This window comes from Massilia putida, assembly GCF_001941825.1.
GTDB classification, from domain to species: Bacteria; Pseudomonadota; Gammaproteobacteria; order Burkholderiales; family Burkholderiaceae_D; genus Telluria; species Telluria putida.
In genome coordinates this window covers 1,242,791-1,269,784 of sequence record NZ_CP019038.1, presented here as the reverse complement: position 1 = coordinate 1,269,784, position 26,994 = coordinate 1,242,791, and the positions used below count along the sequence as shown (strand labels likewise).

The following is a 26,994-nucleotide window of genomic DNA, read 5'->3' as shown; positions in this document are numbered from 1 at the left end:
CGGGCACCCGTGCCCGCCATGCGCATCATTTACTCGGATACGGCGACTTGCCGCCGTCCGCGATGAACGTATCGATCCGCGCCTGCAGCACCGGCAGCGGCACGGATCCCAGCTGCAGCACGGTGTCGTGGAAGGCGCGGATGTCGAACTTCTGGCCCAGCGCCGCCTCGGCCTTCTTCCTCGCCTCCACGATCGCCATCTCGCCCAGGTAGTACGACAGCGCCTGTCCCGGCCAGGAGATGTAGCGGTCGACTTCCGTCTCGATCTCGTGGTCGGACAGGGCCGTGTTGTCGTGCATATACGCCTGCGCCTGTTCGCGCGTCCAGCCCATCGCATGGATGCCCGTGTCGACGACGAGGCGGGCGGCGCGCCAGGCCTGGTAGCTCAGCATGCCGAACGTTTCGTACGGCGTCTCGTAGATGCCCATCTCGCTGCCCAGGCGTTCGCAATACAAGGCCCAGCCTTCGCCGTACGCGGAGATGTAGGCGCGGCGGAACGGCGGCACGCCTTGCTGTTCCAGCGCCACCGGCATCTGGAACGCGTGGCCCGGCGCCGATTCGTGCAGGGTCAGCGCCGGGAGGCTGTACAGGGCGCGCGCCGGCAGGTTGTACGTGTTGACGAGGTAGACGCCCGGGCCGCCGCGCGCCGACGTGTAATACGGCGCCTGGTCGGGCGGCACCGGGAGGATGGCGAAGCGGCGGCGCGGCAGGTAGCCGAAGTACTGGTCGGCCTTGGCGTCGAACTTCTTGGAAATCCACGCCGCCCGCATCAGGAGTTCGTCCGGCGTCTTCGCATAGAACTGCGGGTCGCTGCGCAGGAAGGCGAGGAACGCGGGCAGGTCGCCCTTGAAGCCGGCCTGTTCCATCGTCCGTTGCATCTCGGCGCGGATCTTCGCCATTTCGGCCAGGCCGATCTGGTGGATCTGCTGCGCCGACATGTTCGTCGTCGTGTACTCGACGATCTTCGACTGGTAATACGCTTTCCCGTCCGGCAGGCTCTCGGCCGCGAGCGTCGTGCGCGCCTTCGGGATGTACTCGTCGCGGAAGAATTGCAGGGCACGCGCATAAGTCGGTTTCACGGCGCTCTCGATCAGCGCGACGCCTTGCGCGCGCAGGCGGGCCTGCTCGTCCGCCGGGATCGTCGCGGGCATCTCCTTGAACGGGGTGTACCAGACCGTGTCTTGCGGGCTTTTCGCATTGGCGATGTTCAGCAGGGGCGCGTCGCGGCCGGCCAGCGTGACCTGCGGCGGCGTGAAGCCGCGCGCGAGGCCGGCCCGCATATTGTCCAGTTCCTCGCCGAAGTAGCGGGGCAGGTCGCGCAGCTGGGCGAGGTAGGCGCGGTACTCTTCCGCATTCTTGAGCGGACGGCGCGCGATGTAGGCGATGTCGGACCAGAACGCGCTGTCGGCGTTGACGGGTTGTTCGTATTCGCGGAAGCGCTGTGCCGCGACGAACGCGGCGATCTGCGCGCGGTACACCGCGTAGTTGATGCGCTCCGCCGGCGACAGGTCGGCCGCGCGGACGCCGTACAGCCGGCGCAGCACGCCTTCCCACATCGCCAGGCGCGCCGCCTGCGTGGCGGCGTCGACCTTGGGCAGGGCATCGTGGACGTCGCGCGGCTCGTCCTCGTCCCACGCGAGCCGCTGCTTGACGCGCCATTGCCACTCGGCCTGGTAGATGGCCTTGACGCGCGCATCGGCCTTGCCCGCGGCCGTCGAGGCGGCGGGGGCGGCGGCGGCGGCGACGGCGCCGGCGGGCGCGATCAGGGTCGACAGGGCAAGGGAAAAGGCGGCGGCAAGCACGGTCTGCTTCATGGTGGTCCTGTGGTCGAGGTGTCGGGGCGAGGCATGGTGTTGCCTCATCACACGATATTACCGGGCCGCCTCAACCGACGCCAGTCTTGCTCATCGTTTTACGTTGCCGTACGCCTCGCCGGGCCGCCACGCCGGCATCGCGGGCGCGTTCGCGACCGCATAGCCGAGGTTCAACGTGAACTGCGCCTGCTGCACCATGCCCGACAAGTCCCAGGACGGATCGTACTGGTCGCTGACCTGGTGGTAGTCCTTGGTGAAGGCGCGCATCTTCGCGCTTTCGGCCGCCTGGTCGTGCTCGAACTCGAACTGGCCGTCGCCGGAGAACACGGCCGAGCCGACGTTGAACGCGGGGACGCCGGCCTTGGCGAAGCTGAAGTGGTCGGCGCGGAAGTAGGCGCCGCCGAGGTCGGGCACGGGGGCGGCCAGGCGCAGGCCCATCGCCTGGGCGACCTGCTTCGACGTCGCGTACAGCGAGCTGCGCTCGGCGCCGGCCACGCCCATGTCGCGCGTGCGGCCGACGAAGTTCATGCTGTCGAGGTTCAGGTCGGCGGCCGTCTTCGCCAGCGGCCAGAGCGGATTGCGGACGTAGGCCAGGCTGCCCAGCAGGCCTTGTTCTTCCGCGCAGGGCCACAGGAAGATCTGCGTGCGCCTGGCCGGATGCCTGACGGCCGCCTGGGCCATCGCGAGCAGGGCGGCCGTGCCGGAACCGTTGTCGATGGCGCCGTTCCAGATGTGGTCCGGTTTGCCGTTGTCCGGGTCGATGCCGAGGTGGTCCCAGTGCGCGGAATAGATGACGGCCTGATCGCGCAGCTTCGGATCGCTGCCCGGCACGATGCCCACCACGTTGTACTCGACGATGGTGCGTACGGCACTCTTCACGTCGGCGGCGATCGTGGCGTCGAGCGGCACCGGCTTGAAGCCGCGCACCTCGGCCGCGGCGCGCAGCTGGTCGAGATCCCGGCCGGCCGCCGCGAACAAGGTACGCGCCATGTCTTCGCTGATCCAGCCTTGCAGCGCATTGCCGGTGCCGGCCAGGTGGAACTGCTCGTGCGAGAAGCTGTTGACGGGGACGCTCCACGGATACGACGCCGACGGCGTCGTGTGGATCAGCAGGATGCCCGCCGCGCCCTGGCGCACGGCTTCCTCGAATTTATACGCCCAGCGGCCGTACCACGTGAGCGACTTGCCGCCGAAGCGGCCCGGTTCCGTGCTGGTGGGCTGCGGATCGTTCACCATCGCGACGATCACTTTTCCTTTCACGTCGGCGCCCGCGAAATCGTTCCAGTGCTCGTCGGGCGCGTCGATGCCGTAGCCGACGAACACGAGCGGCGCCGCGACGTGCGTGTCGGCCGCACCGTTGGCATTCCCGAACACGACGTCCTTGCCGAACGTGGCGGGCAGCGTCTTGCCGCCGGCCGTGAAGCGCAGCGTACTGCCGGGCAGCGTCTTCTGGCCGACCAGTTCCACCTTCTGTCGATAGCCGCCGCCGGCCAAGGGCGTCAGGCCCAGCACGGCGGCCTGGGTTTCGAGGTAGCGCACGGTGAGTGCGCCGCCGCGCTGGCCCGTGCCGCGGCCTTCCAGCAGGTCGTCGGCGAGGAAGGACAGATGGGCGCGCAGTGGCGCTTCAAGCACGGGCGGCGCGGATTGAGCCAGGGCGCCGGCGCTCGCGGCGCCCAGCAGGACGGCGCACGCGCAGGTACGGAACAGGGAAGACGGCATCGTGGACGGCTCGTGAGTGGTACAAGCCCGCGATGGTAGCACCGGCCGTGGCGCGTTGTGCGTATTGACGCTCTATTAAATAATTTAACCTTGCATCTCACGTTATAATCACGGGATGGACGTGCCTGCCGAGGCTGCGTCGCGATGGCAAGACAACCCCGACACCACTCCTGCATGGATAAAGACGAAAACAGAGCGCCGCCGCATGCCGCCGACAGGAAGCCCGATATCGCGCATCCCGGCCATGTCCAAGCGCTCATCCTGCCCTGGTCGCGCCTGGGCCGGCAGTTGGTGCCGCTGATCGGCGAAGGCGGTTTCGTCGCGCTGTTCAGCCGTTCGGCACGCTTGCTGTCGCCGCCGCGTCCCTGGCTCAGCATCGACGCCGCGCGCCGGACGAGCACGCTTCTGCTGTCCGCCCTCGAGCACGATCTGGCGGCGGCCGACCCGCTTGAGGCGGCGGCGGCACACGAGGAATTGATGGGCACGTTCGTGCGCCAGCTGGGTGCCCTCATCGGCCCCACATTGACGGCGCGGCTGCTGGCCGAAACCGGGGCGGACGGCATGCCGCAAAAGAATCAAGAGGAGCACAAGCAATGAGCGGAAAAGTATCCCTGGAGAAATTGTGCACCGGCGTGCCAGGGCTCGATATTCTTCTCGATGGCGGTCTGACGGAATTTTCGTTCACGCTGATCGCCGGCGCGCCCGGCAGCGGCAAGACGACGCTCGCGCACCAGATCATGTTCGCGCTCGCGAACTCCGAGCGGCGCGCGCTGTTCTTCACCGTGCTGGGCGAACCGCCGCTGAAGATGCTGCGTTACCAGCAGCAGTTCTCGTTCTTCGACATGGACAAGGTGGGTCCGGCCATCCGCTACGTGAACCTGGCCGACGACCTGCGCGCGGGCGATTTCAGCGGCGTGCTGGAACGCATCATGCGCGAAGTGGAGGATTTCGCACCGAGCCTCGTGTTCGTCGACTCGTTCCGCTCCGTCGTGCAGACGGCGCGCAGCGGCAACGAAGGCCTGTGGGACCTGCAGCACTTCGTGCAGGAACTCGGTTCGCGCATGGCGACGTGGCAGGCGACCACGTTCCTGATCGGCGAGTACACGCAGGCGGACGTCGAGGCCAATCCGATCATCACGGTCGCCGACGGCATGATCGCACTGTCGCACAACCTGGACGAGGATTCGGTGGTGCGCAAGATCCGCATCATCAAGATGCGCGGCCAGGCGCACATGGCAGGCGCGCACACGCTGCGCATCACGGGCGACGGCATCCGCGTCTATCCGCGCGTGCTCACGCCCGTCACGGACGCCTACGAGACCATCGCCGACGGTCCCCGCCGCGTCCAGACCGGCGTTCCGGGCCTGGACGAGATGCTGCACGGCGGCTTGCCGCAGGGGCACACGATGCTCGTGTCGGGCCCCACCGGGATCGGCAAGACGATCCTCGGCACGCGCTTCCTGCAGGCCGGGGCGGCGCAGGGCGAGAAGGGCGTCGCCGTGTTCTTCGAAAAGCATACGTCGCGGCTGCACAACGCGGAACTCGTCAAGATGGTGCAGGACGGCCAGGTGACCGTGCTGCAATCGCTGTCGCTCACGGTCGAGGAACTGCTCGACCAATTGACGGAAGCGATCGAGCGCACGGGCGCGACCCGCGTCGTGATCGATTCGTTGTCCGAGATCGGGCTGTACCTGGCGCCGGAATTCCGCTACGACCTGCGGCTGTCCGTGTTCCGTACCTTGTCGCTGCTGGCGCGGCGCGGCGTCACCGCGCTCGTCACCGTCGGCTACGAGGACAACCAGCCGAATTGGCGTTTCTCGATCGACAACCTGTGCTTCCTGGCCGACGCCGTGCTGTCGATGCGCTTCGTCGAAGTGGAAGGGCATATCTGCAAGTTCCTCACCATCATCAAGGTGCGGGGCACGAGCCACAGCAACGAGCTGCGCGAATACCGCATCACCGACGCTGGCATCGAGGTCTCCCCGCACACGACGAACCTCGACGGCCTGATGACGGGCTACCCCACGCGGCGGGAGCCGCACAAGTAAAGGACGACGATGGGAACGTACCGACAACCGCCGCCTGCCTCCGAGCAGCGTTCCCGTAAAGACGCCATGCACAGGGCGGCGGACGACACGCTGCCGGAAGCCTTCCTGCTGCGCCGCATCCATGCGCTGGAGGCCGAGCTGGACCAGCTGCGCGAAGCCAACGAGCACCTCGTTCTCGCCACCGTCAACGCCGAATACCAGCGCGAGGACGCCGAGGCGACCAACCGCCGCCAGAACGAATTCCTCGCCATGCTCGCGCACGAGCTGCGCAATCCGCTGTCGCCGCTGGCGATGGCCGCGTCGCTGCTGGAACGCGATCCCGGCGCGGCGCCGCAGCAGCTCAAGCTGGCGCGCGTGATCGGGCGCCAGGTCGACCACATGGCGCGCCTGCTCGACGACCTGCTCGACGCGGCCCGCATCAGCAGCGGCAAGATCACGCTGGATGTCGAAACGCTGTCCCTGGCCGACGTGCTGCGCCACGCCATCGAGACCGTGCAGCCGCGCATCGCGGAGCGCGCCCAGACGCTCGACGTCGAACTGCCGCCGGCAGCGGTGGCGGTGGAGGGCGACAAGGTGCGCCTCGCCCAGGTGTTCACGAATTTGCTCGGCAATGCGTCGAAGTACACGGGCGACGGCGGGCGTCTGCGGCTGGCCGCGCACGCCGGCCATGAAGAAATCGTGGTCACGATCGAAGACAACGGCACCGGCATCGCGCCCGAGGTACTGCCGTATATCTTCGACCTGTTCACGCAGGGCCCGCGCTCGCTGGCACGCTCGGAGGGCGGTCTCGGCGTCGGTCTGAACGTCGTGCGCAACCTGGTCGGCATGCACCAGGGGACGGTGGAAGCGCACAGCGACGGTCCCGGTGCCGGCAGCCGCTTCGCGGTGCGCCTGCCGCGCGCCGCCGGCCTGCCCGCCGCGCCCATGCAGCCCGCGGCGGAGCTGGCGACGGTGCGGCGCCGCATCCTGCTCGTGGAAGACAATCCGGATGCCTGCGCCACGCTGGCCGACATCCTCGCCGTGGAAGGCCACGACGTGACGTGCGCCACGGACGGCCGCGAAGGACTGGCGCGCGCGCTGGGCGAACGCTGGGACGTGATCGTGTGCGACATCGGGCTGCCCGAAATCGACGGCTTCGCGCTGATGCAGGCGTTGCGGGCACAGCAGGAAGGGGCGCGGCCGTACGCGATCGCGCTGACGGGCTACGGCCAGCCGGACGATGCGGCGCGCGGCTTGGCGGCCGGCTTCGACCGCTATCTCGTCAAGCCGGTCGGCGCGGCCGTGCTGCTGAGCGTCGTCGCGGAGGCCCACCTCGCCGACCCGCCCCCATCAAACGCAAACCTCAGCGCCTGAGCAGGCGCGCCAGGCGGTCCACCGCCTGTTCGATCCGTTCGTATTTCGTCGCGTAGGAAAACCGCACATGCTGTTTCGGCGCGGCGAAGCCGAAATCGTCGCCCGGCACGATCGCCACCAGCGCATCGCGCAGCACGGCCATGCCGAACGCGCTGCTGTCGTGCGCCTCGCGGTGGCCGACCTGCGAGATGTCGGCATACACGTAGAACGCGCCATCCGGCAGCACGGGCACCGTAAAGCCCAGGTCGCGCAGCGCGGGTACGAGGATGTCGCGGCGGCGGCGGAATTCCTGGCGGCGCTCTTCGAAGATGGCGATGGCCTCGATATCGAACGCGGCCAGCGCCGCATGCTGGGCGATCGCGGGCGCGCAGATGAACAGGTTCTGCGCCAGCTTTTCGACGGCCGGCACGAGCGATTCCGGCAGCACCAGCCAGCCCAGGCGCCAGCCCGTCATGCTGAAATACTTGGAGAAGCTGTTGACGGTGATGACGTCGTCGCCGAACGACAGGGCGCTGGTCGCGCGGTCGCCCGGGCGCTCGCCGTAGTACAGACCCTGGTAAATCTCGTCGACGATGGAAAAGCCGCCGCGCGCACGCACGGCCGCGACGACGCCCTTCGTCTGCTCCGGCGTCATCGAGGTGCCGGTGGGGTTCGACGGCGAGGCGACGATCACGCCGCGCGTGCGTTCCGTCCAGCGTTCGGCCACCTGGGCCGCCGTCAACTGGTAGCGTTCGGCGGGGCCGGACGGCACGAGGACGGCCTTGCCGCCGAACGCGCTGACGAAGTGGCGGTTGCACGGGTAGCTCGGATCGGGCATCAGCACCTCGTCGCCCTCGGCCACGAGCGCCGCGCAGGCCAGCAGCAGTCCGGCCGACGCGCCGGCCGTCACGACGACGCGCTGCGGGGAGACAGTGAGGCCATAGGCGCGGGCGTAGTGGGCCGAGATGGCCTCGCGCAGCGCCGGTAGACCCAGCGATTCGGTGTATTGCGTGGCGCCGCGCTGGATGGCGTCGACGGCGGCGCGCGCGACCATGTCCGGTGCCGTGAAGTCGGGCTCGCCGACGCTCATGCTGATGACGTCCTGGCCGGCGCGCGTCATCGCGGCCGCGGCCTTGACCATTTCCATCACGCGGAAGGGTTCGATGGCGTCGACGCGGCGCGCCACCTGGAGGGGATTGTGAGGCATGGTGGGATTTTTGAAACGGAGGAATCCCGCTATATTAGCCGAAATGCGCCGCGGCGACTTCGCCGGCCAGCAGCGCCAGGCAGCCCTGGGCCGGCAGCGGCCGGCCGACGTAGTACCCCTGGATCTCGTCGCAACCGTATTGTTCCAGTTCGCGCAGCTGGTCCACGTTCTCCACGCCCTCGGCCACGACCTTCAGGCTCAGGCTGTGCGCGAGGCGGATCACGGCCTTGGTGATGGCGGCATCGTCCGGATCGTCCGGCAGGTCGCGCACGAAGGTGCGGTCGATCTTCAGGGCGTCCAGCGGGAAGCGCTTCAGGTAGGCGAGGCTCGAATAGCCGGTGCCGAAATCGTCCACCGACAGGCGCATGCCGAGGGCCTTGATGCGCGTGAGGATCTCGACCGCGCTTTCCGGGTTCGCCATCAGCATCGACTCCGTCAATTCGAATTCCAGCAGCGCCGGATCGACGCCGGCGCGGCCGACGATGCGCTCGACGGCGCCGGCCAGGTCGGCCTGCTGCAGCTGGCGCGCCGACAGGTTGATCGCCACGTGCGGCACCGTCATGCCCTGCGCCTGCCATGCCTTGAGCTGGCGGCATACCTCGCCGATCACCCATTCGCCCACGGGCAGGATCAGGCCTGTCTCTTCCAGGATCGCGATGAATTCCAGCGGCGGTACGAGGCCGCGTTGCGGGTGGTTCCAGCGCAACAGGGCCTCGAAGCCGCTGATGGTGCCGGTGGCCAGGTCGAGCTTCGGCTGGTAGTGCAGCAGGAATTCGCCGCGCTCCAGCGCCTGGCGCAGCTGGGTTTCCGTCTGCAGGCGCTGCGTCGCGTTCTCGTGCATCTCGGCGACGTAGAACTGGAAGTTGTTGCGGCCGCCGTTCTTGGCGCCGTACATGGCCGTGTCGGCGTTCTTCAGCAGGCACTCCGCGTCGCGGCCGTTCTCGGGATACGTGGCGATGCCCACGCTGGCCGACACGAACAGCTGCTGGCCTTCGAGATAGAAGGGCTGCGCCAGCGCCTCGATGACGCGGGCGGCGATGGCGGCCGCGTCGGCGTCGCCGGCCAGCGTCGGCAGCACGAGCGCGAATTCGTCGCCGCCCAGCCGCGCCACGACGTCGGCGTCGCGCGCGCACGCCATGAGGCGTTTCGCGGCCTGCACGAGCAACTGGTCGCCCACGCCGTGGCCCAGCATGTCGTTGACGTTCTTGAAGCGGTCCAGGTCGATGAACATGACGGCCGCGCGGCCGTTTTCGCGGCAGGCCGCGCCGATCGCATCCTCGAGGCACTGGGACAGGCGGCGCCGGTTCGGCAGGTTCGTGAGCGGGTCGTACTGGGCCAGCCAGGTCAGGCGGTTGCGCGCCTCGTGGCGTTCGACGGCCGTCGCCAGGATGTTCGCGACGCCATGCAGGAAGTTGGCATCGTCGGTGCTGAAGCGGCGCGCGCCGTCGGCATACACGCCGAGCACGCCGAACGTCCGCTCGCCGCACATGATCGCGGTGTCGATGCCCGACGCGAGATTGTGCACGGCGGCCAGCGGCGCGAACCAGGAACGCCGCGCGGCCGGCTCGTCCGCGCCGAGCGGCGCGCCCGGCACGTGGCCCAGCTGCTGGCCGGCGGCCCGCGCCAGCCGGCCCGCGCCGGCGCGCACCACCATGCCGTTCGCCGTCGCTTCGAACAGGCCGGCGCAGGACGCTCCCAGGCCGCGCGCGGCGGCGTCGGCGGCGTCCGCGAACAGCTCGTCCAGGCCGTTCGCGGCCAGCGCCTTGCGCCCGAGTTCCGCGATCAGCGTCTGGCGCTGCGCGTTCTCGACGATCGTGCGCTCGAATTCCTTGCGCTCCGTGATGTCGATGTCGATGCAGATGTAGCGCTCCACCTTGCCGGCGGCGTCGAACATCGGGACGATGGTGCGGTACCAGTGGCGCCGGCCATGGCGCCCGGCGATCACGACTTCGCCGTTCCACACGCGGTCCGACGGCCGCCACGGCAGGCGCGCGCCGGCGGGGCGGCCGACGTCGGCCAGGCGCTGACCGACGACCTCGGGCCGTGTGAAGCCGCTGCTCGTCACGAACAGGTCGTTCACGCCGTTGATGACGCCGGCCGCATCGGCCTCGCACACGATCGCCGCCTGGTCCATCGCGCTCTTGTGCTGCATGAGGGAGTTCATCAGGGAATCGATGCGCTGGCCGAACTGGTCGCGCAGGCTGGCCGTGCTGCGGTTGACGGCGCGGATCGCTTCCTGGATCTCGGTCGGCGCATCGGCCAGCAGCGCTGCTTCGGCCGTGACGCGGCCGGCCGCCACGTCGTTCTCGAACGAGCGCAGGCGCCCCAGGTTGTCGAGCCAGCTGCGCACGAGGGTGCGCATCAGCGCCAGGCTGGCGACGAACACGACGAGCGCGACGGCCGCCGTGTCCAGCACGAGGCTCCACAACTGGGCCGCCAGCTTGCCTTCGTCGAACTGCAGGCGCACGACGCCGTAGTCCTTGCCGCCCACGTTGGCGATGCGGTTGACGTCGTACAGCTTGGCGGCGATGAGGGTCGTCAGCCACGCGGGCGCCAGCGCGCGCGTGACGCGGGGGGCGTCGACGCGGACGGTGCTGCCGCCCACGTCGATGAATTCGGCGCGCTTGAACGGCGACTGGAACAGCATCTTGCCGAGCGTGCGCTTGACCGTGTCGTAGTCGCCGATCACGACGCTGTCCTCGATCGTCTGCGTGGCCACTTCGACGAGGGTCAGCGCGGTGTCCTGGGTCTCCTCGATGTGTTGCAGGAACTGGTAGCGATAGAACAGGCCGAGGCCCGTGCCGATCGACAGCAGCAGGGTGAGGCTGAACACGGTGAACACGCGGCCGACGAGGGAACGCGGCAGCAGGCGCGGCAGGCGCGCGCGGAAAGGTGAATGGCTCGGGATCATCGAACGGTCGGCGGTGCGCTCGCGTGGAACGCGCGGTAATTGGCAAAGTCGGTGTCGCTCGCGGCGACGAACGAGAGCGGCGTTTCCATGTGCACGAGTTCCGTCGCCGCCTCGAGGATGCGTTGGCCTTCCGGGTCCTTGTCCATGCCGAAGAAGGCCTGGGCGACGGCGCGGACCTGGTCGGCCGGCACCCGCGGCGAGGCCATCAGCGCGAGGTCGATGAACGGTTCGGAACGCCACAGCACGCGGAACGATTTGCGCTCGCGGCCGCGGTAGTTGTCCACGAGCTCGGAACTGGCTCCGGCGGCCCGGGCCTTGCCGGCGAACAGCTGGGTGAACGCGGCATCCGTATTGCCGGCGAAGACGACGTCGACGGGAATGTTCTGGCGCAGCAGCTGGGCATACGTCATCTTGTAGGCGAGCGGCGCCTCCGGACCCGGGAAGGCGACGGCGCCGCCGGCCAGCTCGGCGAGGCTCTTGATGGGCGAATCGGCCGGCACGACGATTTGCGCGCGCACGGGCGGGGCGTTGCGGCGGCCGAACACGGTCCAGCCCAACCTGGCGCGGGCCGGACTGAACAGGTGGTTCGTGTACGCGAAGTCGACTTCGCGCGCGAGCACATAACTGGTCGTGTCGGCCGAGGTGCGCCCCAGTTTGAGGTTCAGGCGTATGCCGCTCTTTCGCGAGACGTAGCGAATGATCGGATTCCAGAAGCTGGCCGACACCTGCAGGTTGTATAGATTGACCGGCGAAAAATTGTAGACGGGCGTCCCCGCGGCCGGCGTCCCTGCTGCCGCCGCCCCCGCAAACGCCGCGCCGGCGGCGAGCAGGCCGGCCACGATGGCGAGAACGGAGCGGACGAAGAATAGACGGTGCATGGGGTCATCGACATGGCGCCGGCGGCACGTCCGGCAGGACCGGGCGACTATAACATATTTCTGGTTTGCAACAACGCGAAACCTTTTGCTAATGTCGGATTTGCATCATCTTTACGACATGGTGGTGAGAATCATCGACAATCGGCCGCAAGCTGGCTGAACTGTCGTGCTACAGTCGCACTCCAACCAACGCTGCGGAGGGCATATGGGAAAGGGGGCCGAGATGCCGCATCCGGACAGGTCGCCACCCGGTTTCCTCGCGTCGGCCGGCGAACTGGGACGGCTGATCGAGGCGTTCGACTGGGCCGCGACGCCGCTCGGGCCCCTGGACGCGTGGCCGCAGAGCCTGCGCACGGCCGTCAGCCTGATCCGGGGCGCGCGCCATCCCATGTGGATCGGCTGGGGCAAGGAAGCCACCTTCCTGTACAACGACGCCTACGTCGACGTGCTGGGCGCGGCCAAGCATCCGTGGGCGCTGGGACGGCCGGCGAGCGAGGTCTGGAGCGAGATCTGGGATGTGTGCGGTCCGCTGGCCGACAAGGTGTTCCAGCGCGCCGAAGCCACGTTCATCGACGCCATCCAGCTGTTCATGCGCCGCGGCGACTTCCTCGAAGAGACGTGGTATTCGTTTTCGTACAGCCCCATCCTCGGCGAGGACGGCCGGGTCGGCGGCTTGTTCTGCCCGTCGACGGAGGTCAGCGCGAGCGTACTGAACGCGCGCCGCCTGGGCACCTTGTCGCGCCTGTCGGCCGATGCGCTGCGCGAACCCACCGTGGCCGGCGCCTGCGCCACCGCCATCGGCACCCTGGCCGACAATCCGGCCGACCTGCCGTTCGTGCTGCTCTACGTGGCCGACGCCGACGGCAAGCTGCGCCTGCGCGGGACGGCCGGGCTGCCCGACGCCGATGCCGATGCCGGCCCGTTCCCGGTGGCCCAAGCCTGCCGCGACGGCATGCCCATGCTGGTGGACCTCGACGGCATCGGTGGCCTGCCCGCCGGCCTGTCCGGCCAGCCGCTGCGCCAGGCGCTCGTGCTGCCGCTCGCCACGCCCGGCCATGGCGGCGTGCTGGGCGCGCTGGTGCTCGGCGTGAGCCCCGTACGCCGCCTCGATGCCGAGTACCGCACGTTCTTCGACCTCGTCGCGGCCCAGGTGACGGCGGCGATCCAGAACGCCGGCGCCATCGAGGAACAGCGCCGCCGCGTCGACATGCTGGCCGAGCTGGACCGGGCGAAGACGGCGTTCTTCAGCAACGTCAGCCACGAATTCCGCACGCCGCTCACCTTGATGCTGGGACCGATCGAGGACAGTCTCGCCGACGCCGACCAGCCGCTGCCGGACGCCCAGCGCGAGCGCCTGCAACTGGTGCGGCGCAACGCGTTGCGCCTGGAGCGGCTCGTCAACACCCTGCTGGATTTCTCGCGCGTGCAGGCCGGACGCATGCAGGCGAACGTCACGCCGGCCGATCTGGCCGCGCTGACGGCCGACCTGGCGAGCGGCTTCCGCTCCGTGATCGAAAGCGCCGGCCTCGTCTTCGACGTGCGCTGCGCGCCGCTGCCGCGGCCCGTGCGGGTGGACGTGGGCATGTGGGAAAAGATCGTGCTGAACCTGTTGTCGAACGCGTTCAAGTTCACGTTCGACGGCGCCATTTCGGTGACCGTGGAATCCAGCGCCGGCGCGGCGCGCGTGACCGTGCGCGACACGGGCATCGGCATCGCGCCCGAACACCTGGACGCCGTGTTCGAACGCTTCCAGCGTATCGAGGGCGCGCGTTCGCGCTCCAACGAGGGATCGGGCATCGGCCTCGCGCTCGTGCGCGACCTCGTCGAGCTGCAGGGCGGCACCATCGCCGTCGAGAGCGCGCCGGGCCGCGGCAGCGCCTTCATCGTGACCCTGCCGTTCGCGCCCGCCGGTGGTCCGGACCACGGGCCGGGCGACAGCGACATCGACGCGCCGTCCGGACCGCCCACGGGCCGCGTGCTGGCCGCCTTCGCGGAGGAGGCGGGGCGCTGGCTGCCGGCGCCGCCGGCCGCGCCGGCGCCGCGCCGGCCCGAGGAACCCGTCGTGCTGTCGATGGCCCGCGTGCTGGTGGCCGACGACAATGCCGACATGCGCGACTACCTCGCGCGCCTGCTCGGCCAGCACTGGGAAGTGAGCGTGGCGGCCGACGGCGTGGACGCGCTCGCGATGGTGCGGCGCGAACGGCCGGACGTCGTCGTGGCGGACGTCATGATGCCGCGCCTGGACGGCTTCGGCCTGATCGCCCGGCTGCGCGCCGACCGCGAGCTGGCCGATACGCCCGTCGTGCTCGTGTCCGCGCGCGCCGGCGAGGAAGCGCGCATCGAGGGCCTGGAAAAGGGCGCCAACGACTATCTCGTGAAGCCGTTCGGCGCGCGCGAACTCATCACGCGGGTCGAATCGCAGGTGATGCAGGCACGCATGCGCGCCCTCGAGCGCGCGCACGCGGCGCGCCTGGCGTCGATCTTCCGCCAGGTCCCGGCCGGCATCGCCATCGTGCGCGGGCCGCGCCACGTGTTCGAGCTCGTCAACGACCATTACCAGGGTCTCGTCGGCCCGCGCCCCATCCTGAACCAGCCGCTGCTCGTGGCGTTGCCGGAGCTGGCGGGGCAGGGCATCCAGGAATTGCTGGACGGCGTGCGCGCCAGCGGCCGGCCGTACGTCGGCCGCTCGGAGCGTTTCATGCTGGCGCGCGGCGCGGCGCCGGAAGAGCGCTTCTTCGACTTCGTCTACCAGCCTATCCTCGACGCGCGCGGCGCCGTCGAAGCCATCGCCATCGTCGCGTTCGAGGTGACGGAACTCGCGCGCGCGCGCCGCGAAGCCGAAGTGGCCAACCGCGCGAAGGACGACTTCCTCGCCATGCTGGGGCACGAGCTGCGCAACCCGCTGGCGCCGATCCTGATCGCGCTGGAACTGATCCGCGCGCGCCGCATGCCGGGCCACGAGCGCGAACTGGCGATCATGGAGCGCCAGGCGCGGCATCTCGTGCGCCTCGTCGACGACCTGCTCGACGTCGCCCGCATCGCCCGCGGCAAGATCGAGCTGCGGCCGGAACGCGTGGAACTGGGCCGGCTGGTGGCGCTGGCCGTCGAGGCGAACGCGCCGCTGCTGGCCGAGCGCAGCCACCATCTGCTGACCGACGTGGCGCCAAGCGGCCTGCCGCTGCACGGCGATCCGGTCCGCCTGACCCAGGTGCTGTCGAACCTGCTGACGAATGCGGCCAAGTACACGAACCCCGGCGGCCGCATCCACGTGCGCGCCTGGGCCGAGGACAGCCACGCCGTGCTGCAGGTCGAGGACAACGGCATCGGCATCTCGCCCGGGATGCTGCCGCGCCTGTTCGACAAGTTCGTGCAGGAACGGCAGGCCCTCGACCGATCGCGCGGCGGCCTCGGGCTGGGCCTCGCGATCGTCAGGGAAATCGTCGCCTTGCACGGCGGGACCGTCACGGCGCGCAGCCCCGGTCTCGGCCACGGCAGCGTGTTCGAGCTGCGCCTGCCGCTGGCCGATGCGTGCTTTGACCCCTGCACCGGCGACGCGGGCGCCCGCCCCGCGCGGCGCCGCAACGGCCTGCGCGTGCTGCTCGTGGACGACAATGCCGACGTGCTGGAGGCCATGCGCGGCCTGCTGGAACTGGGCGGCCACGCCGTCACGGCGCTGGGCGACCCGCAGGCCGCACTGGCGCTGCCGGACGAGTACACGCCCGACATCGCCTTGCTCGACATCGGCCTGCCCGGCCTCAACGGTTACGAACTGCTGGCCGCGCTGCGTGCCCGGCCCGGCTGCGCGGACACGGACTTCATCGCCCTGTCCGGCTACGGCCAGCCGGAAGACCGCGCCCGTTCGCTCAGCGCAGGCTTCTGCGCCCACCTCGTGAAGCCGCCCGCGCCGGCGGAACTGGCGGCGCTGCTCGACGCGCTGGGGCAGCGCCGCGTCGGCGCCGCCGCTTAGGGCGCCGTCCCGCGGGCCGGGCGGCGGCGCCTCAGCACGCCGGCCAGGCCGAGCCCGAGGGCGAGCATGGCCCAGCTGTCCGGTTCCGGCACGGCCGAGATGAGATCGAGGCGCACCGCGCGGCAGTCGCCCGCGACGCCGCCGTGGCAGGCCGTCGCGGCGATCTGTCGGGCATCGTTGATGGCGTTGGCGCTCGTGATGACCCAGCCCGAGGATGGATCGACCAGCGTGTTCAGGTCGACGAGGCCGGCACCGGTCCACAGGAAGCCGTGGTAGCCGTAGTGCTCGGGGTCGACCGTCACGGCGGAGGTGCCGACGATCTGCTTGAGGTTGTTGATGTCCCAGGCGATGCTGTCGTCCTGGGTGGGATCGAGGACGCCGAGGTCGGTGATCGTGCCGTGGTCGTACAGGAAGGCGTGCGACGCGTGGATCATCGTGGACGTCGGGATGCCGCCGACAGCCAGGTCGTGGTCGTTCAGACCGTGGATCGCGCTGTCGCCCAGGTCCGGGGCGCCGATCGAATGGGCGGTACCGCCGCCGAACGTGACGGCGTGGAACGGATATTCCGGCATGGTGAGCGGCCCCTCGAAGGACGAGCCGCCGATCGTGCCCTTGGTGTTGATCGCGTACGCGGTACTGCCCAGGCCGCCGGGCAGGGTGCCGAGCGCGCTCATGGTGCCGCCCGAATAGCTGAACGCTTGCGAAAAACCATAGGTCGCCGGGTCTCCGTTTTGCGAATCGCCCACGATCATGCCGTGGTTGTTGATGGCGAACGCCTCGCTGCGGCCGCCGCCCAGCGTGCCGAGGTCGCTCATCGTGCCGCCGGAATACGTGAATGCGTGGTACTGGCCCGCGCCGTTGTCCGACCCGCCGACGATCTGGCCGGAGTCGTTGATGCCGTTCGCGTTGCTGTTCGTGCCGCCCAGCGTGCCGAGGTCCGTGTACGTGCCGCCGGCATTCAGGAAGCCGTGGGTGACGCCGGCGCTCGTGATGCTGCCGACGACGTCGCCCCAGCGGTTGATGTCGCTGGCTGCGCTGCCCGTGCCGCCCAGCAAGGTGATCGAGTACAACGGGTCGGCCACGGCCGCGGCGCCAGGCAGAGCCAGGGCCGCGGACAGGATCAGTCGGGAAATGTGCGATGACGCGCGCATGCTAGCCTCCTGGATTGTCGGATTCCGAGGCCAGCTTAGGGGGGTTCCCGCGTCGCTCTCTGATGAGAATCAGAGGTATGCGGAACGGGTAGGCGGCGCGCGCCGGTCCGTGCGCGCCGGCCCGGCGAGGCGTATCCATTTATTTGGTTGCGCATGATCCGTTTCAAACTTGCTGAATATACAATCGAAAGATTCGGATTCGCGACATCGGACACCATGAGAGTGCGTACGCATCTGGCCTTGCTGGCCGCCGCCGTCTTCCTGCCCGTGATCCTCGGATCGGCGATCGCCATCCGCCTGTTGCTCGATGCGGAACGCCAGGCCGTGCTGCGCAGCATGCAGGAAATGGCGCGTGCCACCGTATTGACGATGGACCGGGAGTTGACGGCCGCGCTGGCCAGCGGCCAGGCGCTGACGACGTCGTTGAGCCTGTTCCGCGGCGATTTCGCCACGTTCTACAGCCAGGCGAAGAGCGTCAACGCGGGCGGGCGCGAAACGGTGCTGCTGCGCGCCGACGGCGACCAGGTGTTCAATACCGCCCGTCCTTACGGCGTCCCGGGCGCCGAACCCTCGGCCGCCACGCGCCAACGCGTGCGCGCCGTGCTCGAGCGCGACGTGCCGGCCGTGTCCGACCTGATCGTCGGCGACCTGTCGCGCAAGATCGTCGTCGCGGCCCAGATCCCCGTCACCCTGGGCGACGGGCGCCGCATGGTGCTGGGCCAGCGCATCGAAGCGCGCTACTTGAACGAGAAGCTGCCCCGGGACGTGCCGGACGGCTGGCTGGTCTCGGTGTTCGACCGCGAAGGCAGAACCATCGCGCGCAACCACCGGTGGGAAGACTATGTGACGGGCAGGCCGCGTCCCGAGTTGATGGCGGGCCTGCGCGCCGGCGCGACGATCGTGCGCAGCGAGAGCCGCGAGGGCACGCCGATGTATATCGCGCTGGCCCGGTCGCCGTTGACCGGCTGGACGGCCGCCGTCGGCGTGCCCGTCGCGGAACTGGAGGCGACGGCCGCGCACGCCGTCTCGCTGACGGCCGGCACGCTGTTGTGCGCCGTGGCGCTGGCGTGCCTGGGCGCGCTGCTGTTCGCGCGGCGCCTGCTGGCCGCCACCGAATACCTCAGCACCGCGACGGAAGGCATGGTCGACGGCTGGCTGCCGCCGCCGGTCGACCTGCACATCACGGAGTTGAACGCGCTGCAGAAGGTGCTGCACGCCGTGTCCAGCCGGCTGATCCGGCTGGAGAGCGCGCGCCAGCGCCACCTGGCCGACGCCGAGGCGGCGCGCAGCCTGGCCGAGGCGCAGAACCGCGCGAAGGACGAATTCCTCGCCATGCTGGGCCACGAGCTGCGCAATCCGCTGGGCGCGATCAGCTCCGCGATCGCCCTCGTCCAGATGGGTGCCAGCGGCCCGGCGGCCGAGCGCGCGCACCAGATCATCGGACGCCAGAGCCGGCACCTGGCCCACCTCGTCGACGAGTTGCTGGACGCGAACCGCGTGCTGAGCGGCCGCGTGACGCTCGCGCCCGTGCCGCTCGACCTGGCGGCCGCGGTGCGCGACGTGGCGCAGACCCTGCAGACGCAGGGCACGACGGCGGAGCACGAGGTCGAGCTGGACCTGGAGCCGGTGTGGGTCAGCTGCGACCCGACGCGGCTGCAGCAGGTGCTCGGCAACCTGATCGAGAACGCCGCCAAGTACACGCAGGCCGGCGGCCGGATCCGCGTGTCGACGCGCGCCCATGCCGGCATGGGCGAGCTGGTGGTGGCCGACAACGGCAAGGGCATCGACGCCGACCTGCTGCCGCGCGTCTGGGACGTGTTCGTGCAGGGCAAGGTGCTCAGCCGCGCGCAGGGCGGCCTCGGGATCGGCCTGGCCGTCGTCAAATCGCTCGTCGAGCAGCAGCGCGGCAGCGTGGCCGTCGAAAGCGGAGGGCCGCAGCAGGGCAGCACCTTCACGATCCGCCTGCCGCTGGCCGGGACCGAAGCAATCGGGGCCGCGGCCGACGGCACGGGCGATACGCCGCCGCCGCGGCCGGGCCGGCGCGTGTTACTGGCGGAAGACAACGACGACCTGCGCGACATGACGTGCGCGCTGCTGCAGTCGCGCGGCTGCACCGTGATGACGGCGCCCGACGGCCGGGCCGCGCTCGCCCTGGCCGAGCGCCAACGCCCGGACGTGGCCTTCATCGACATCGACCTGCCCGACATGTCCGGCTACGAGGTGGCGCGGCAGCTGGCGCACCAGGGGGGCATCCGGCTCGTGGCCGTCACCGGCTACGGCCAGCCCGACGACGTCCGGCGCGCGCTGGCCGCGGGCTTCGATCTGCACCTGAAAAAGCCCGTCCGCCTGGACGAGCTGGAGCGCGCGCTCGGCGAGCCCGATTCCGTGCGTTGAACGCGGTCATTTTGATTGCGATCGCCATGTTAGCCGGCGAGCCGGTTGTTATCGCTATCTTTTTTATATCGTGAAATAGCATGCTGTCCGGCCAAACAGGCTGATTTGGCGCCTTCGCCACAGTTTCGGCGGTCGCCGAGTCCTATTTCTTTAAATATTGTTAAACATGGTGAACACGATTGAAATTCGGTTGGCAGTGATCGAATTGTCAAGTAATCTTGGGTTGCAGGGCGCAGGCAACCAACAATCGATAGATCGATACCCATGGCCGACTCGACACCTGACGCATCGATCGGAGTCCACGACGACGAAGCCGTGGAAACCCTGTTGCGCGAACGCGCGGCGCACCTGTCCACGCGCGACGGGGCGGAGGAAGCGGGCACGCTGGCCGGGCTGGCGCAGGCGCTGGCCGACGACCCCGAGGACGCCATGCAGCGCCTGGCCGACGCCGTGCGCGCGCTGTGCGGGGCCGATGCCGTCGTCGTTGCCGTGCTCGACGGCGCCGGCAACGGGGCCGGGACGGTGCCGCCGGACGCTGCGGACAAGGTGCGCTGGTGCGTCGTGTCCGGCGCGCTCGACGGGAACCGCGGCAGGCAGTGGTCGCTGGGCGAGTGCGCGTGCGGCACCGTCATCCGGGCCGACGGCCCCGTCCTGGTCGAGCGGCCGAACGAGCAGTTCCCGTCGCTGCGCGCCAGCGGCGTCCCCCTGACCGAATTCCTCGGCGTGCCCTGGCGGGTCCGTGGCGGCACGCTCGGCGCGCTGGCGGTCGTGCTGACCGAAGGCGGCAACGCCCGCTTCGATGCCGACGACCTGCGCCTGCTGCGCGCCTGCGCGCCGTTCGCCGCGGCCGCCCACCAGGCCGGCGGCAGCAAGGGCGCCGAGGGCGTCGAGATCGAACGCAAGGTCGAGGAGCGCCTGCGGCCCGTCCTCGAAAGCAAGGAACACCTCGAGCGGGAGGTCGAGGAAAGCCGCGCGGCCGAGCGGGCGCTGCGCGAACACAAGGCCCTCATCGACGCCACCCTCAGCATCAGCACCGTCGGCGTGCTGTACTTCGACATCGACGGCACCGTCCACGACGTCAATCCCGCGTTCGAGCGGATGACGGGCTACACGTGCGCCGAGCTGCGCGCGATGCCGAACTGGCGCGAGATGACGCCGCCCGAATTCTGGGACGTGTCGGCGCGCGCCCTGCGCGACCTCATCGACCACGGCGTCACGCTGCCGTACACCAAGCAGATGACGCGCAAGGACGGCACCCGCTGGTGGGGCCTGTTCGCGCCCGCGCGCATCTCGGGCGGCGGGGCGAACGCGCGCTGTGTGCTGTTCGTGATCGACGTGACGGAAAACAAGGAGACGGAGGCCCGGCTGGCCGAGAGCGAGGAACGCTTCCGCGCGATGGTCGAGGGCTTCGCGCAGACCGTATGGGAGGCGGATGCGCACGGCCGCATCGTCAACGGGTCGCCCAGCTGGACGGCCTATACGGGGCAGTCGGAAGCGGCGTCGCTGGGCGTCGGCTGGATCGAGGCCGTCCACCCCGACGACCGCGCGTATGCGCTGCGCGAATGGCGCGCGGCCGTGGGTACGCGGCGGATCCTGAACGCCGAATTCCGCGTGCAGGCGGCGTCCGGCGGCTGGCGCTGGACCAATGCGCGCGCGGCGCCCCTGTTCAACCGCGACGGCAGTGTCCGCAAATGGGTCGGCATGCATATCGACGTCGACGAGCGCCGCCGCACCCAGGCCGCGCTGGCCGAGAGCGAGCGGCGCTACCGCATGCTGTTCGAGGCGATGGACGAGGGCTTCCTGCTGGCGACGGTGCGCTTCGACGACGAGGGGCGGGCCGTCGGTCTCGATTATGCGGAGGCGAATCCGGCCGCCGTGCGCATGGCCAACATCGCCTACGTGGGACCGGGCTTGCTGCGCATGCGCCCCGAGCACGAACCTTGCTGGCTGGACGCCTGCGCCCAGGTCGTGCGCACGGGCGTGTCCAGCCGCTCGCAATGCTTCTCGCAGCCGCTGGCCAGCTGGTACGACTTCTTCGTCTATCCCGTCGGCGGGCGCCAGGTGCCGCGGGTGGCGATCCTGTTCCACGACATCACCGTGCGCAAGCGCGCCGAGGACGCCCTGCGCGAGAGCGAGGGCCGGTTCCGCGCACTGGCCGACGCATCGCCCGCCCTCGTGTACCAGTTCGACGTGGACGGCAACGTCATCTACCTGAACCAGCGCTGCGTGACGGACGAGGTTGCCGCGGGGGATGGCACGAGCGGCTGGAAGAACATCGCGCGGCCGGACAAGATGGATGCCTACCTGCGCGACGTGTACGAAGGCATCCGCACGCGCGGCGCCTTTACCCAGCGGGTCCACACGATGGTCAAGGACGGCAGCTGGCACTGGTTCGAATCCCATGCGTCGCCCTGGCATTCGGGCGACGGCGAACACCGTGGCTACGTCGGCATCTCGCTCGACATCACGGGGGCCGTGCAGGCCGAGGAGGCCCTAAAGGAGGCCGATCGTCGCAAGGACGAGTTCCTTGCGACGCTGGCCCACGAACTGCGCAATCCCCTGGCCCCGATCAGCAACGCCGTGCAGCTGATGCGCCGTCCGGACGGCCGGCGCCAGTCCGACCGCGTCGTCGAGATGGTGGGGCGCCAGGTGAAGCAGATGGCGCGTCTCGTGGACGACCTGATGGAAGTGTCGCGCATCACGCGCGGCAAGATCGACCTCAAGCTGGAGCGGGTGCCGTTCGCCGAGATCGTCCACAGCGCCGTCGAGACGAGCCAGCCGATGATCGACCGGGCCGGCCACCAGCTCGCCGTCGCGCTGCCGGAGCAAAAGCTGTGCCTCGAGGCCGACCGTGTGCGCCTGACCCAGGTCTTCGCGAACCTGCTCAACAACGCCGCCAAATACACGGACACGGGCGGCCGCATCTGGTTCGACGTGCGGCGCGAGGGCGACCAGGCCGTGGCCAGCGTGCGCGATACCGGGATCGGCATTCCGGCTGACGCGCTGCCCGGCGTATTCGACATGTTCGCCCAGGCGCACCGGTCCGCCGGACGGGGGCAGGGCGGGCTCGGGATCGGTCTGACGATGGTGCGCAGCCTCGTCGAGATGCATCACGGCACCGTGGAAGCACACAGCGCCGGGCCGGGCCAGGGCAGCGAATTCATCGTGCGGCTGCCGCTCGCGCCGGACCACGACGCGGAAGAGGAAAGGCCGCAGCTGGGGCAGGCGCGTCCCGCCGCGCCGTTCCACGGCCAGCGCATCCTCGTCGTGGACGACAACCGCGACGCCGCGGATACGCTGGGCCTGCTGCTGGAGGCGGACGGGGCCGAGGTAAGAGTCGTGTACGACGGCCGCGCCGCGCTGGCGATGGCGGAAACTTTCATGCCGACCAGTGTCCTGCTCGACCTCGGCATGCCCGGCATGGACGGCTTCGAGGTCGCCCGGCGCCTGCGCCAGGACGAGCGCTTCGCCAGCCTGCGCATTGTCGCGCTGACGGGCTGGGGCCAGGACGCCGACCGGCGCCAGACGCGCAACCGCGGGTTTTCCCATCACCTCACGAAGCCCGTCAGCCTCGAGGACTTGCACTCGATTCTTGTTTAACAGTTATCAAGTCGGCTCACTGAAACAAAAAGTTACAAATTCATGACATATGCGACCTGCATTTTGTTCCGCTCTGTGCGTTAGCTAACGTCAATGCCATCGTCGCCTGCGTAGACTGAAATCAACGTCAACCGATGTTGGGAGGCAGCGATGGCGTGGATTTCACAATTTGTCAGATACCTGGGCGTCTTCAGAGACCCCCAGTTACATCCGGAGACGATTTCGGACCTCCCACCGTTCGCGTTGCGCCAAACATTGGACGCGCTGCTGCGGACCGGCTGGTTGAAGACGTTCGAATACGATGCCGAGGATGCGTGGGTCGACTATGCGCGGGTGGATTTGCGCAGGGGGCGATCGAAGCTGAGGCTGGAGTGGGACCAGGACAGCGGCGGCACCGTCGAAGGGCCGCGGGCCGTGCTGGACGAGTTGCGCGTGCTCGATCCATGGACCAGCACGCGTCATGCGCATTGACGGTTAAAACCGCTCGTCGGCCCCGAGATAACGCCATTGACCCGGTGGCAATTCGCCGAGCTTCACGCGTCCGATCCGTACGCGCTTGAGGCCCAGGACCTTGAGGCCGACCATGTCGCACATGCGGCGGATCTGGCGCTTGCGGCCTTCCTTGAGGGTGAAGCTGAGCTGGTCATCGTTCTGCCAACGCACCTTGGCGGGCAGCAGCGGCTTGCCGTCCATCCACAGGCCGTGGTTCAGCTTCTTGAGGTCGGCATCCGGCAGGCGGCCCGGCTTCGTGTACTGCACGCGGACGAGGTATTCTTTCTCGATGGACGTGTCTTCGCCGATCAGCTGCTTGGCGATGCGGCCGTCCTGCGTCAGCACGAGCAGGCCGACGGAATCGATGTCCAGCCGTCCGGCGGGCACGAGCGATTTCAGCTGGGTGGGATGAAACTGTTCCGGCGAGGGATCGTCGGCCCAGCGGTTTTCCGGCTTCACGAGCACGACGGCCGGCTTGTAGCCGTCTTCCGCCTGGCCGCTGACATAGCCGACCGGCTTGTTCAGCAGCACCGTCACGCGCTTCGCCTGCTGCGCGGCGGCCTGGCGTTCGACCGTGATTTTTTGATGCGGCAAGACTTTGCTGCCGAGCTCGGACACCACCTGGCCGTCGACGCGCACCCAGCCTTTCGCGATCCACTCGTCGGCCTCGCGGCGGGACGAGAGGCCAAGTTCGGACATGCGTTTGGAGAGGCGTACGGGTTCAGTCATGGTCGTTCAAAAAAATTACGAAAACAAATACCATCGTTCCCGCGCGGGCGGGAACCCATGCTGAAGTGCCGCAGTCACTCCGTCGAGCGGCTACGGTGGCTTCCGAAGTACAGAATCCTGTAGCTCAACATGGATTCCCGCCTGCGCGGGAATGACGTGCCAACTTAAATTTTCACAGCATCCAGCAACTCGGTCTCCAACTGCACTTGCACCCGCTGGTTGTTCAGCGCCTGGCCGTCGATGAGGAACACGTCCTCGACGCGCTCGCCCAGGGTCATGATCTTGGCCGTGTGCAGGTTGATGCGGTAGCGTGCCAGCACGCTCGCGATCGAGTACAGCAGACCGTTGCGGTCGTTGGCGCCGATGGACAGCACCCAGAACTGGCCGCGCTCGTCCGGACGCATGTCGACCGTCGGCGTGATGGGGAAGTTGCGCGACATGCGCGACAGCCGGCCCCGCAGCGGCGGGGACAAAGGCTCCTGGTGCACGAGGACCTCGCACAGCTCATGCTCGATCAGGTTGATGATGTCGCGGTAGCTGTTGGCGAAGTGCTCGTCCGTGATGAGGAAGGTGTCGAGCGCGTAGCCGTCCTTCGTCGTGTGGATCTTGGCGTCGAGGATGGAAAAATTCTTGCGGTCGAAATAGCTGCAGATGCGCGCGAACAGGTCGGGCTGGTCTTTCACGTACACCGTCACCTGCAGGCCCTCGCCGATCGGCGCCAGGCGCGATTTCACGACGGGCTTGTCGCGCCCCAGCTTGTCGTACAGGCAGCGCGTCTGCCACGCGATGTCGGACGCGTCGTGGCGCAGGAAGTACGCCATGTCGAGCTGCTTCCACAAGGCTTCGTGCGCGTCGGCCGGGAGGCCGAACAGGCGCAGCGTCGCCAGCGCTTCCTGCTGGCGCGCGCGCAGTTCGCGGTCGGCGGACGGCGGCTCGCCCCCGAGCACGCGCAGGGTCATCTTGTACAGGTCTTCCAGCAGCTTCGCCTTCCACGCATTCCACACTTTCGGGCTCGTGCCGCGGATGTCGGCCACCGTCAGGAGGTACAGCGCCGTCAGGTGGCGCTCGTCGCGCACGAGGCGGGCGAAGGACTGGATCACGTCCGGGTCGGACAGGTCCTGCTTCTGCGCCACGACCGACATGGTCAGGTGGTGCTCGACGAGGAACACGACCAGTTCCGTGTCTTCCTCGGACAGGGCGTGGTCGCGGCAGAATTCCAGGGCGTCGGTCTTGCCCAGCTCGGAGTGGTCGCCGCCGCGGCCCTTGGCGATGTCGTGGAAGAGGGCGGCCACGTACAGCAGCCAGCGGTCGCGGAAATTGGCGATCAGCTGGCTGCAGAACGGGTATTCGTGCGCATGCTCCGTCATCGTGAAGCGCCGCATGTTCCGCACCACCATCATGATGTGCTGGTCGACCGTGTAGACGTGGAACAGGTCGTGCTGCATCTGGCCGATGATGCGGCGGAAGTTCGGCAGGTAGCGGCCGAGGATCCCCATGTCGTTCATGCGCCGCAGCGCGTGCACGAGACCGACCGGCGCCTGCAGCACGCGCAGGAACAGCGCGCGGTGTTGCGGGTTGGCGCGAAAGGCGTCGTCGATGAGGGTGCGCGCATGCCACAGCGCGCGCATCGTGCGGGCCGTCATGCCCTTGATGTCCGGGCGCTCCGTCATCAGCACGAAGATTTCCAGCACGGCGGACGGGATCGATTCGAACGTGTCGTCGGCGGCGATGTCGATGAAGCCGCCCACTTCGTTGAAGCGCGGGTTGATCGGCACCGGTTGCGACGGCGTGGGGAACAGATGCGCCTCGATGTTCTGCAGCAGGATCGTGTTCAGCTGGGTGACGGTCTTCGCGGCCCAGTAGTAGCGCTGCATCAGGAATTCGCTGGCGCGGCGCGCCTCCAGGCCCGCGCCCGTCGACGTGAGGCCGAACGTTTCCGCGATCGCGGTCTGGACGTCGAACACGAGGCGGTCTTCGCGCCGGTTGGTCTGCAGGTGCAGGCGGATGCGGATGTCCTTGAAGGCGCGTTCCTTTTCCATCAGCTGGCGCGCTTCCTCGCGCGTGATCAGGCCGCGGATCGCGAGCTGGCTCCAGGAATTCGCGAGGCCGGCCGCCTTCGCGACCCACAGGATCACCTGCAGGTCGCGCAGGGCACCCGGGCTTTCCTTGACGTTCGGTTCCAGCGAGAACGGCGTGAATTCGTACTTGGCGTGGCGCAGCCGCATCTCGGCCGTCTTGGCCTGGAAGAAGGCTTGCGCGTCCATCGCCTCGTCGTAGCGGCGCAGCAGTTCGTTGAACACCGTCTCGCTGCCCGTCACGAGGCGCGCTTCCAACAGGCTCGTCTGCACCGTGATGTCGGCGGCGGACTCCGTCATGCACTCGTCGACCGTGCGGATGCTGTGGCCGATCTCCAGCCCCAGGTCCCACAGGAGCTGGACGAAGTTTTCCAGCTTCGCCTGCACCAGCGCGTCGGGCGGGGTGCCCAGCAGGATCAGCAGGTCGACGTCGGACTGCGGAAACAGTTCGCCGCGGCCGTAGCCGCCTACGCCGACGAGGGCGGCGTTCTGCGGCAGGCCCGCCGCGTGCCACGCGTCGGTCAGCACGGCGTCCACGCCGTGGCGCAGGCCGCGCAACAGTTTTTCCGGCTTGCCGTTCTCGCGGAACTCGGCGATGACGAGCTGGCGCTCGGCCTTGAGGCGCTGCTTCAGTTGCAGCGGCTGCAGGGGGGCGGTGGCGATGGACATAAGCGTGTC

General features: G+C 68.8%; 15 protein-coding genes. 7 read left to right on the top strand and 8 right to left on the bottom strand.

Annotated elements, in window-relative coordinates; all coding sequences use genetic code 11:
* Positions 1–25: 25 nt before the first annotated feature.
* Positions 26–1,813 (bottom strand): DUF885 domain-containing protein, encoded by a 1,788-nt coding sequence (locus tag BVG12_RS07905; RefSeq protein WP_075791952.1) that lies wholly within the window; start codon positions 1,811–1,813, stop codon positions 26–28.
* A 90-nt stretch (positions 1,814–1,903) separates the two neighbouring features.
* Entirely contained in the window at positions 1,904–3,532 is a 1,629-nt protein-coding gene (locus tag BVG12_RS07900; protein WP_075791951.1) for a M28 family peptidase, read from the bottom strand.
* Positions 3,533–3,706: 174 nt separating this feature from the next.
* On the opposite strand from BVG12_RS07900, the gene BVG12_RS07895 reads away from it, so the two are divergent.
* The 3 genes from BVG12_RS07895 to BVG12_RS07885 all read left to right on the top strand — a co-directional run bounded on the left by BVG12_RS07895 (position 3,707) and on the right by BVG12_RS07885 (position 6,933).
* Positions 3,707–4,129: a hypothetical protein gene (locus BVG12_RS07895; RefSeq protein WP_083684761.1), complete on the top strand. Its 423-nt coding sequence runs from the start codon at positions 3,707–3,709 to the stop codon at positions 4,127–4,129.
* Positions 4,126–5,580: an ATPase domain-containing protein gene (locus BVG12_RS07890; protein WP_075791950.1), complete on the top strand. Its 1,455-nt coding sequence runs from the start codon at positions 4,126–4,128 to the stop codon at positions 5,578–5,580. Before BVG12_RS07895 ends, BVG12_RS07890 begins: the two co-directional genes overlap by 4 nt.
* A gap of 66 nt (positions 5,581–5,646) precedes the next feature.
* The gene (locus BVG12_RS07885) at positions 5,647–6,933 is read left to right on the top strand and encodes a hybrid sensor histidine kinase/response regulator (protein ID WP_075791949.1); all 1,287 of its coding nucleotides are present in this window, start codon (positions 5,647–5,649) and stop codon (positions 6,931–6,933) included.
* Here BVG12_RS07885 and BVG12_RS07880 read toward each other — a convergent pair.
* Genes BVG12_RS07880 through BVG12_RS07870 form a run of 3 tightly spaced genes read right to left on the bottom strand, consistent with a single transcriptional unit; the run spans position 6,923 to position 11,908 of the window.
* Positions 6,923–8,119: a pyridoxal phosphate-dependent aminotransferase gene (locus BVG12_RS07880; RefSeq protein WP_075791948.1), complete on the bottom strand. Its 1,197-nt coding sequence runs from the start codon at positions 8,117–8,119 to the stop codon at positions 6,923–6,925. The genes BVG12_RS07885 and BVG12_RS07880 overlap by 11 nt on opposite strands.
* Before the next feature lie 34 nt (positions 8,120–8,153).
* Positions 8,154–11,030 carry an EAL domain-containing protein gene (locus BVG12_RS07875; RefSeq protein ID WP_075791947.1) on the bottom strand — a complete coding sequence of 959 codons (2,877 nt, stop codon included), beginning with the start codon at positions 11,028–11,030 and terminating at the stop codon, positions 8,154–8,156.
* Positions 11,027–11,908, bottom strand: a complete 882-nt coding sequence (locus tag BVG12_RS07870; protein WP_075791946.1) for a phosphate/phosphite/phosphonate ABC transporter substrate-binding protein — start codon at positions 11,906–11,908, stop codon at positions 11,027–11,029. Before BVG12_RS07870 ends, BVG12_RS07875 begins: the two co-directional genes overlap by 4 nt.
* Positions 11,909–12,113: 205 nt before the next feature.
* On the opposite strand from BVG12_RS07870, the gene BVG12_RS07865 reads away from it, so the two are divergent.
* Positions 12,114–15,875, top strand: coding sequence for an ATP-binding protein (locus BVG12_RS07865; RefSeq protein ID WP_218921051.1), 3,762 nt, complete (start codon positions 12,114–12,116; stop codon positions 15,873–15,875).
* Here the strand turns inward: BVG12_RS07865 and BVG12_RS07860 are convergent.
* Positions 15,872–17,026 carry a PEP-CTERM sorting domain-containing protein gene (locus BVG12_RS07860; protein ID WP_075791945.1) on the bottom strand — a complete coding sequence of 385 codons (1,155 nt, stop codon included), beginning with the start codon at positions 17,024–17,026 and terminating at the stop codon, positions 15,872–15,874. The genes BVG12_RS07865 and BVG12_RS07860 overlap by 4 nt on opposite strands.
* Positions 17,027–17,242: 216 nt before the next feature.
* Here BVG12_RS07860 and BVG12_RS07855 point away from each other — a divergent pair, with 216 nt between their 5' ends.
* The 3 genes from BVG12_RS07855 to BVG12_RS33895 all read left to right on the top strand — a co-directional run bounded on the left by BVG12_RS07855 (position 17,243) and on the right by BVG12_RS33895 (position 23,491).
* Positions 17,243–19,420: a hybrid sensor histidine kinase/response regulator gene (locus BVG12_RS07855; RefSeq protein WP_169926800.1), complete on the top strand. Its 2,178-nt coding sequence runs from the start codon at positions 17,243–17,245 to the stop codon at positions 19,418–19,420.
* A 264-nt stretch (positions 19,421–19,684) separates the two neighbouring features.
* Positions 19,685–23,020: a PAS domain S-box protein gene (locus tag BVG12_RS07850; protein WP_075791943.1), complete on the top strand. Its 3,336-nt coding sequence runs from the start codon at positions 19,685–19,687 to the stop codon at positions 23,018–23,020.
* 282 nt (positions 23,021–23,302) lie between these two features.
* Positions 23,303–23,491 (top strand): hypothetical protein, encoded by a 189-nt coding sequence (locus BVG12_RS33895; RefSeq protein WP_156895576.1) that lies wholly within the window; start codon positions 23,303–23,305, stop codon positions 23,489–23,491.
* A gap of 3 nt (positions 23,492–23,494) precedes the next feature.
* Here BVG12_RS33895 and BVG12_RS07840 read toward each other — a convergent pair whose 3' ends face one another.
* Both BVG12_RS07840 and BVG12_RS07835 read right to left on the bottom strand, forming a co-directional pair.
* Entirely contained in the window at positions 23,495–24,241 is a 747-nt protein-coding gene (locus BVG12_RS07840; protein WP_075791941.1) for a pseudouridine synthase, read from the bottom strand.
* A 164-nt stretch (positions 24,242–24,405) separates the two neighbouring features.
* On the bottom strand, positions 24,406–26,985 hold the full coding sequence (locus BVG12_RS07835; RefSeq protein ID WP_075791940.1) for a [protein-PII] uridylyltransferase: 2,580 nt from the start codon (positions 26,983–26,985) through the stop codon (positions 24,406–24,408).
* Between the last annotated feature and the right edge of the window lie 9 nt (positions 26,986–26,994).

Coding starts and splice junctions, on each gene's coding strand:
- BVG12_RS07905 (WP_075791952.1), bottom strand. CDS start 1,813: ATGAAGCAGACCGTGCTTGCCGCCGCCTTTTCCCTTGCCCTGTCGACC.
- BVG12_RS07900 (WP_075791951.1), bottom strand. CDS start 3,532: ATGCCGTCTTCCCTGTTCCGTACCTGCGCGTGCGCCGTCCTGCTGGGC.
- BVG12_RS07895 (WP_083684761.1), top strand. CDS start 3,707: ATGGATAAAGACGAAAACAGAGCGCCGCCGCATGCCGCCGACAGGAAG.
- BVG12_RS07890 (WP_075791950.1), top strand. CDS start 4,126: ATGAGCGGAAAAGTATCCCTGGAGAAATTGTGCACCGGCGTGCCAGGG.
- BVG12_RS07885 (WP_075791949.1), top strand. CDS start 5,647: ATGCACAGGGCGGCGGACGACACGCTGCCGGAAGCCTTCCTGCTGCGC.
- BVG12_RS07880 (WP_075791948.1), bottom strand. CDS start 8,119: ATGCCTCACAATCCCCTCCAGGTGGCGCGCCGCGTCGACGCCATCGAA.
- BVG12_RS07875 (WP_075791947.1), bottom strand. CDS start 11,030: ATGATCCCGAGCCATTCACCTTTCCGCGCGCGCCTGCCGCGCCTGCTG.
- BVG12_RS07870 (WP_075791946.1), bottom strand. CDS start 11,908: ATGCACCGTCTATTCTTCGTCCGCTCCGTTCTCGCCATCGTGGCCGGC.
- BVG12_RS07865 (WP_218921051.1), top strand. CDS start 12,114: ATGGGAAAGGGGGCCGAGATGCCGCATCCGGACAGGTCGCCACCCGGT.
- BVG12_RS07860 (WP_075791945.1), bottom strand. CDS start 17,026: ATGCGCGCGTCATCGCACATTTCCCGACTGATCCTGTCCGCGGCCCTG.
- BVG12_RS07855 (WP_169926800.1), top strand. CDS start 17,243: ATGAGAGTGCGTACGCATCTGGCCTTGCTGGCCGCCGCCGTCTTCCTG.
- BVG12_RS07850 (WP_075791943.1), top strand. CDS start 19,685: ATGGCCGACTCGACACCTGACGCATCGATCGGAGTCCACGACGACGAA.
- BVG12_RS07840 (WP_075791941.1), bottom strand. CDS start 24,241: ATGACTGAACCCGTACGCCTCTCCAAACGCATGTCCGAACTTGGCCTC.
- BVG12_RS07835 (WP_075791940.1), bottom strand. CDS start 26,985: ATGTCCATCGCCACCGCCCCCCTGCAGCCGCTGCAACTGAAGCAGCGC.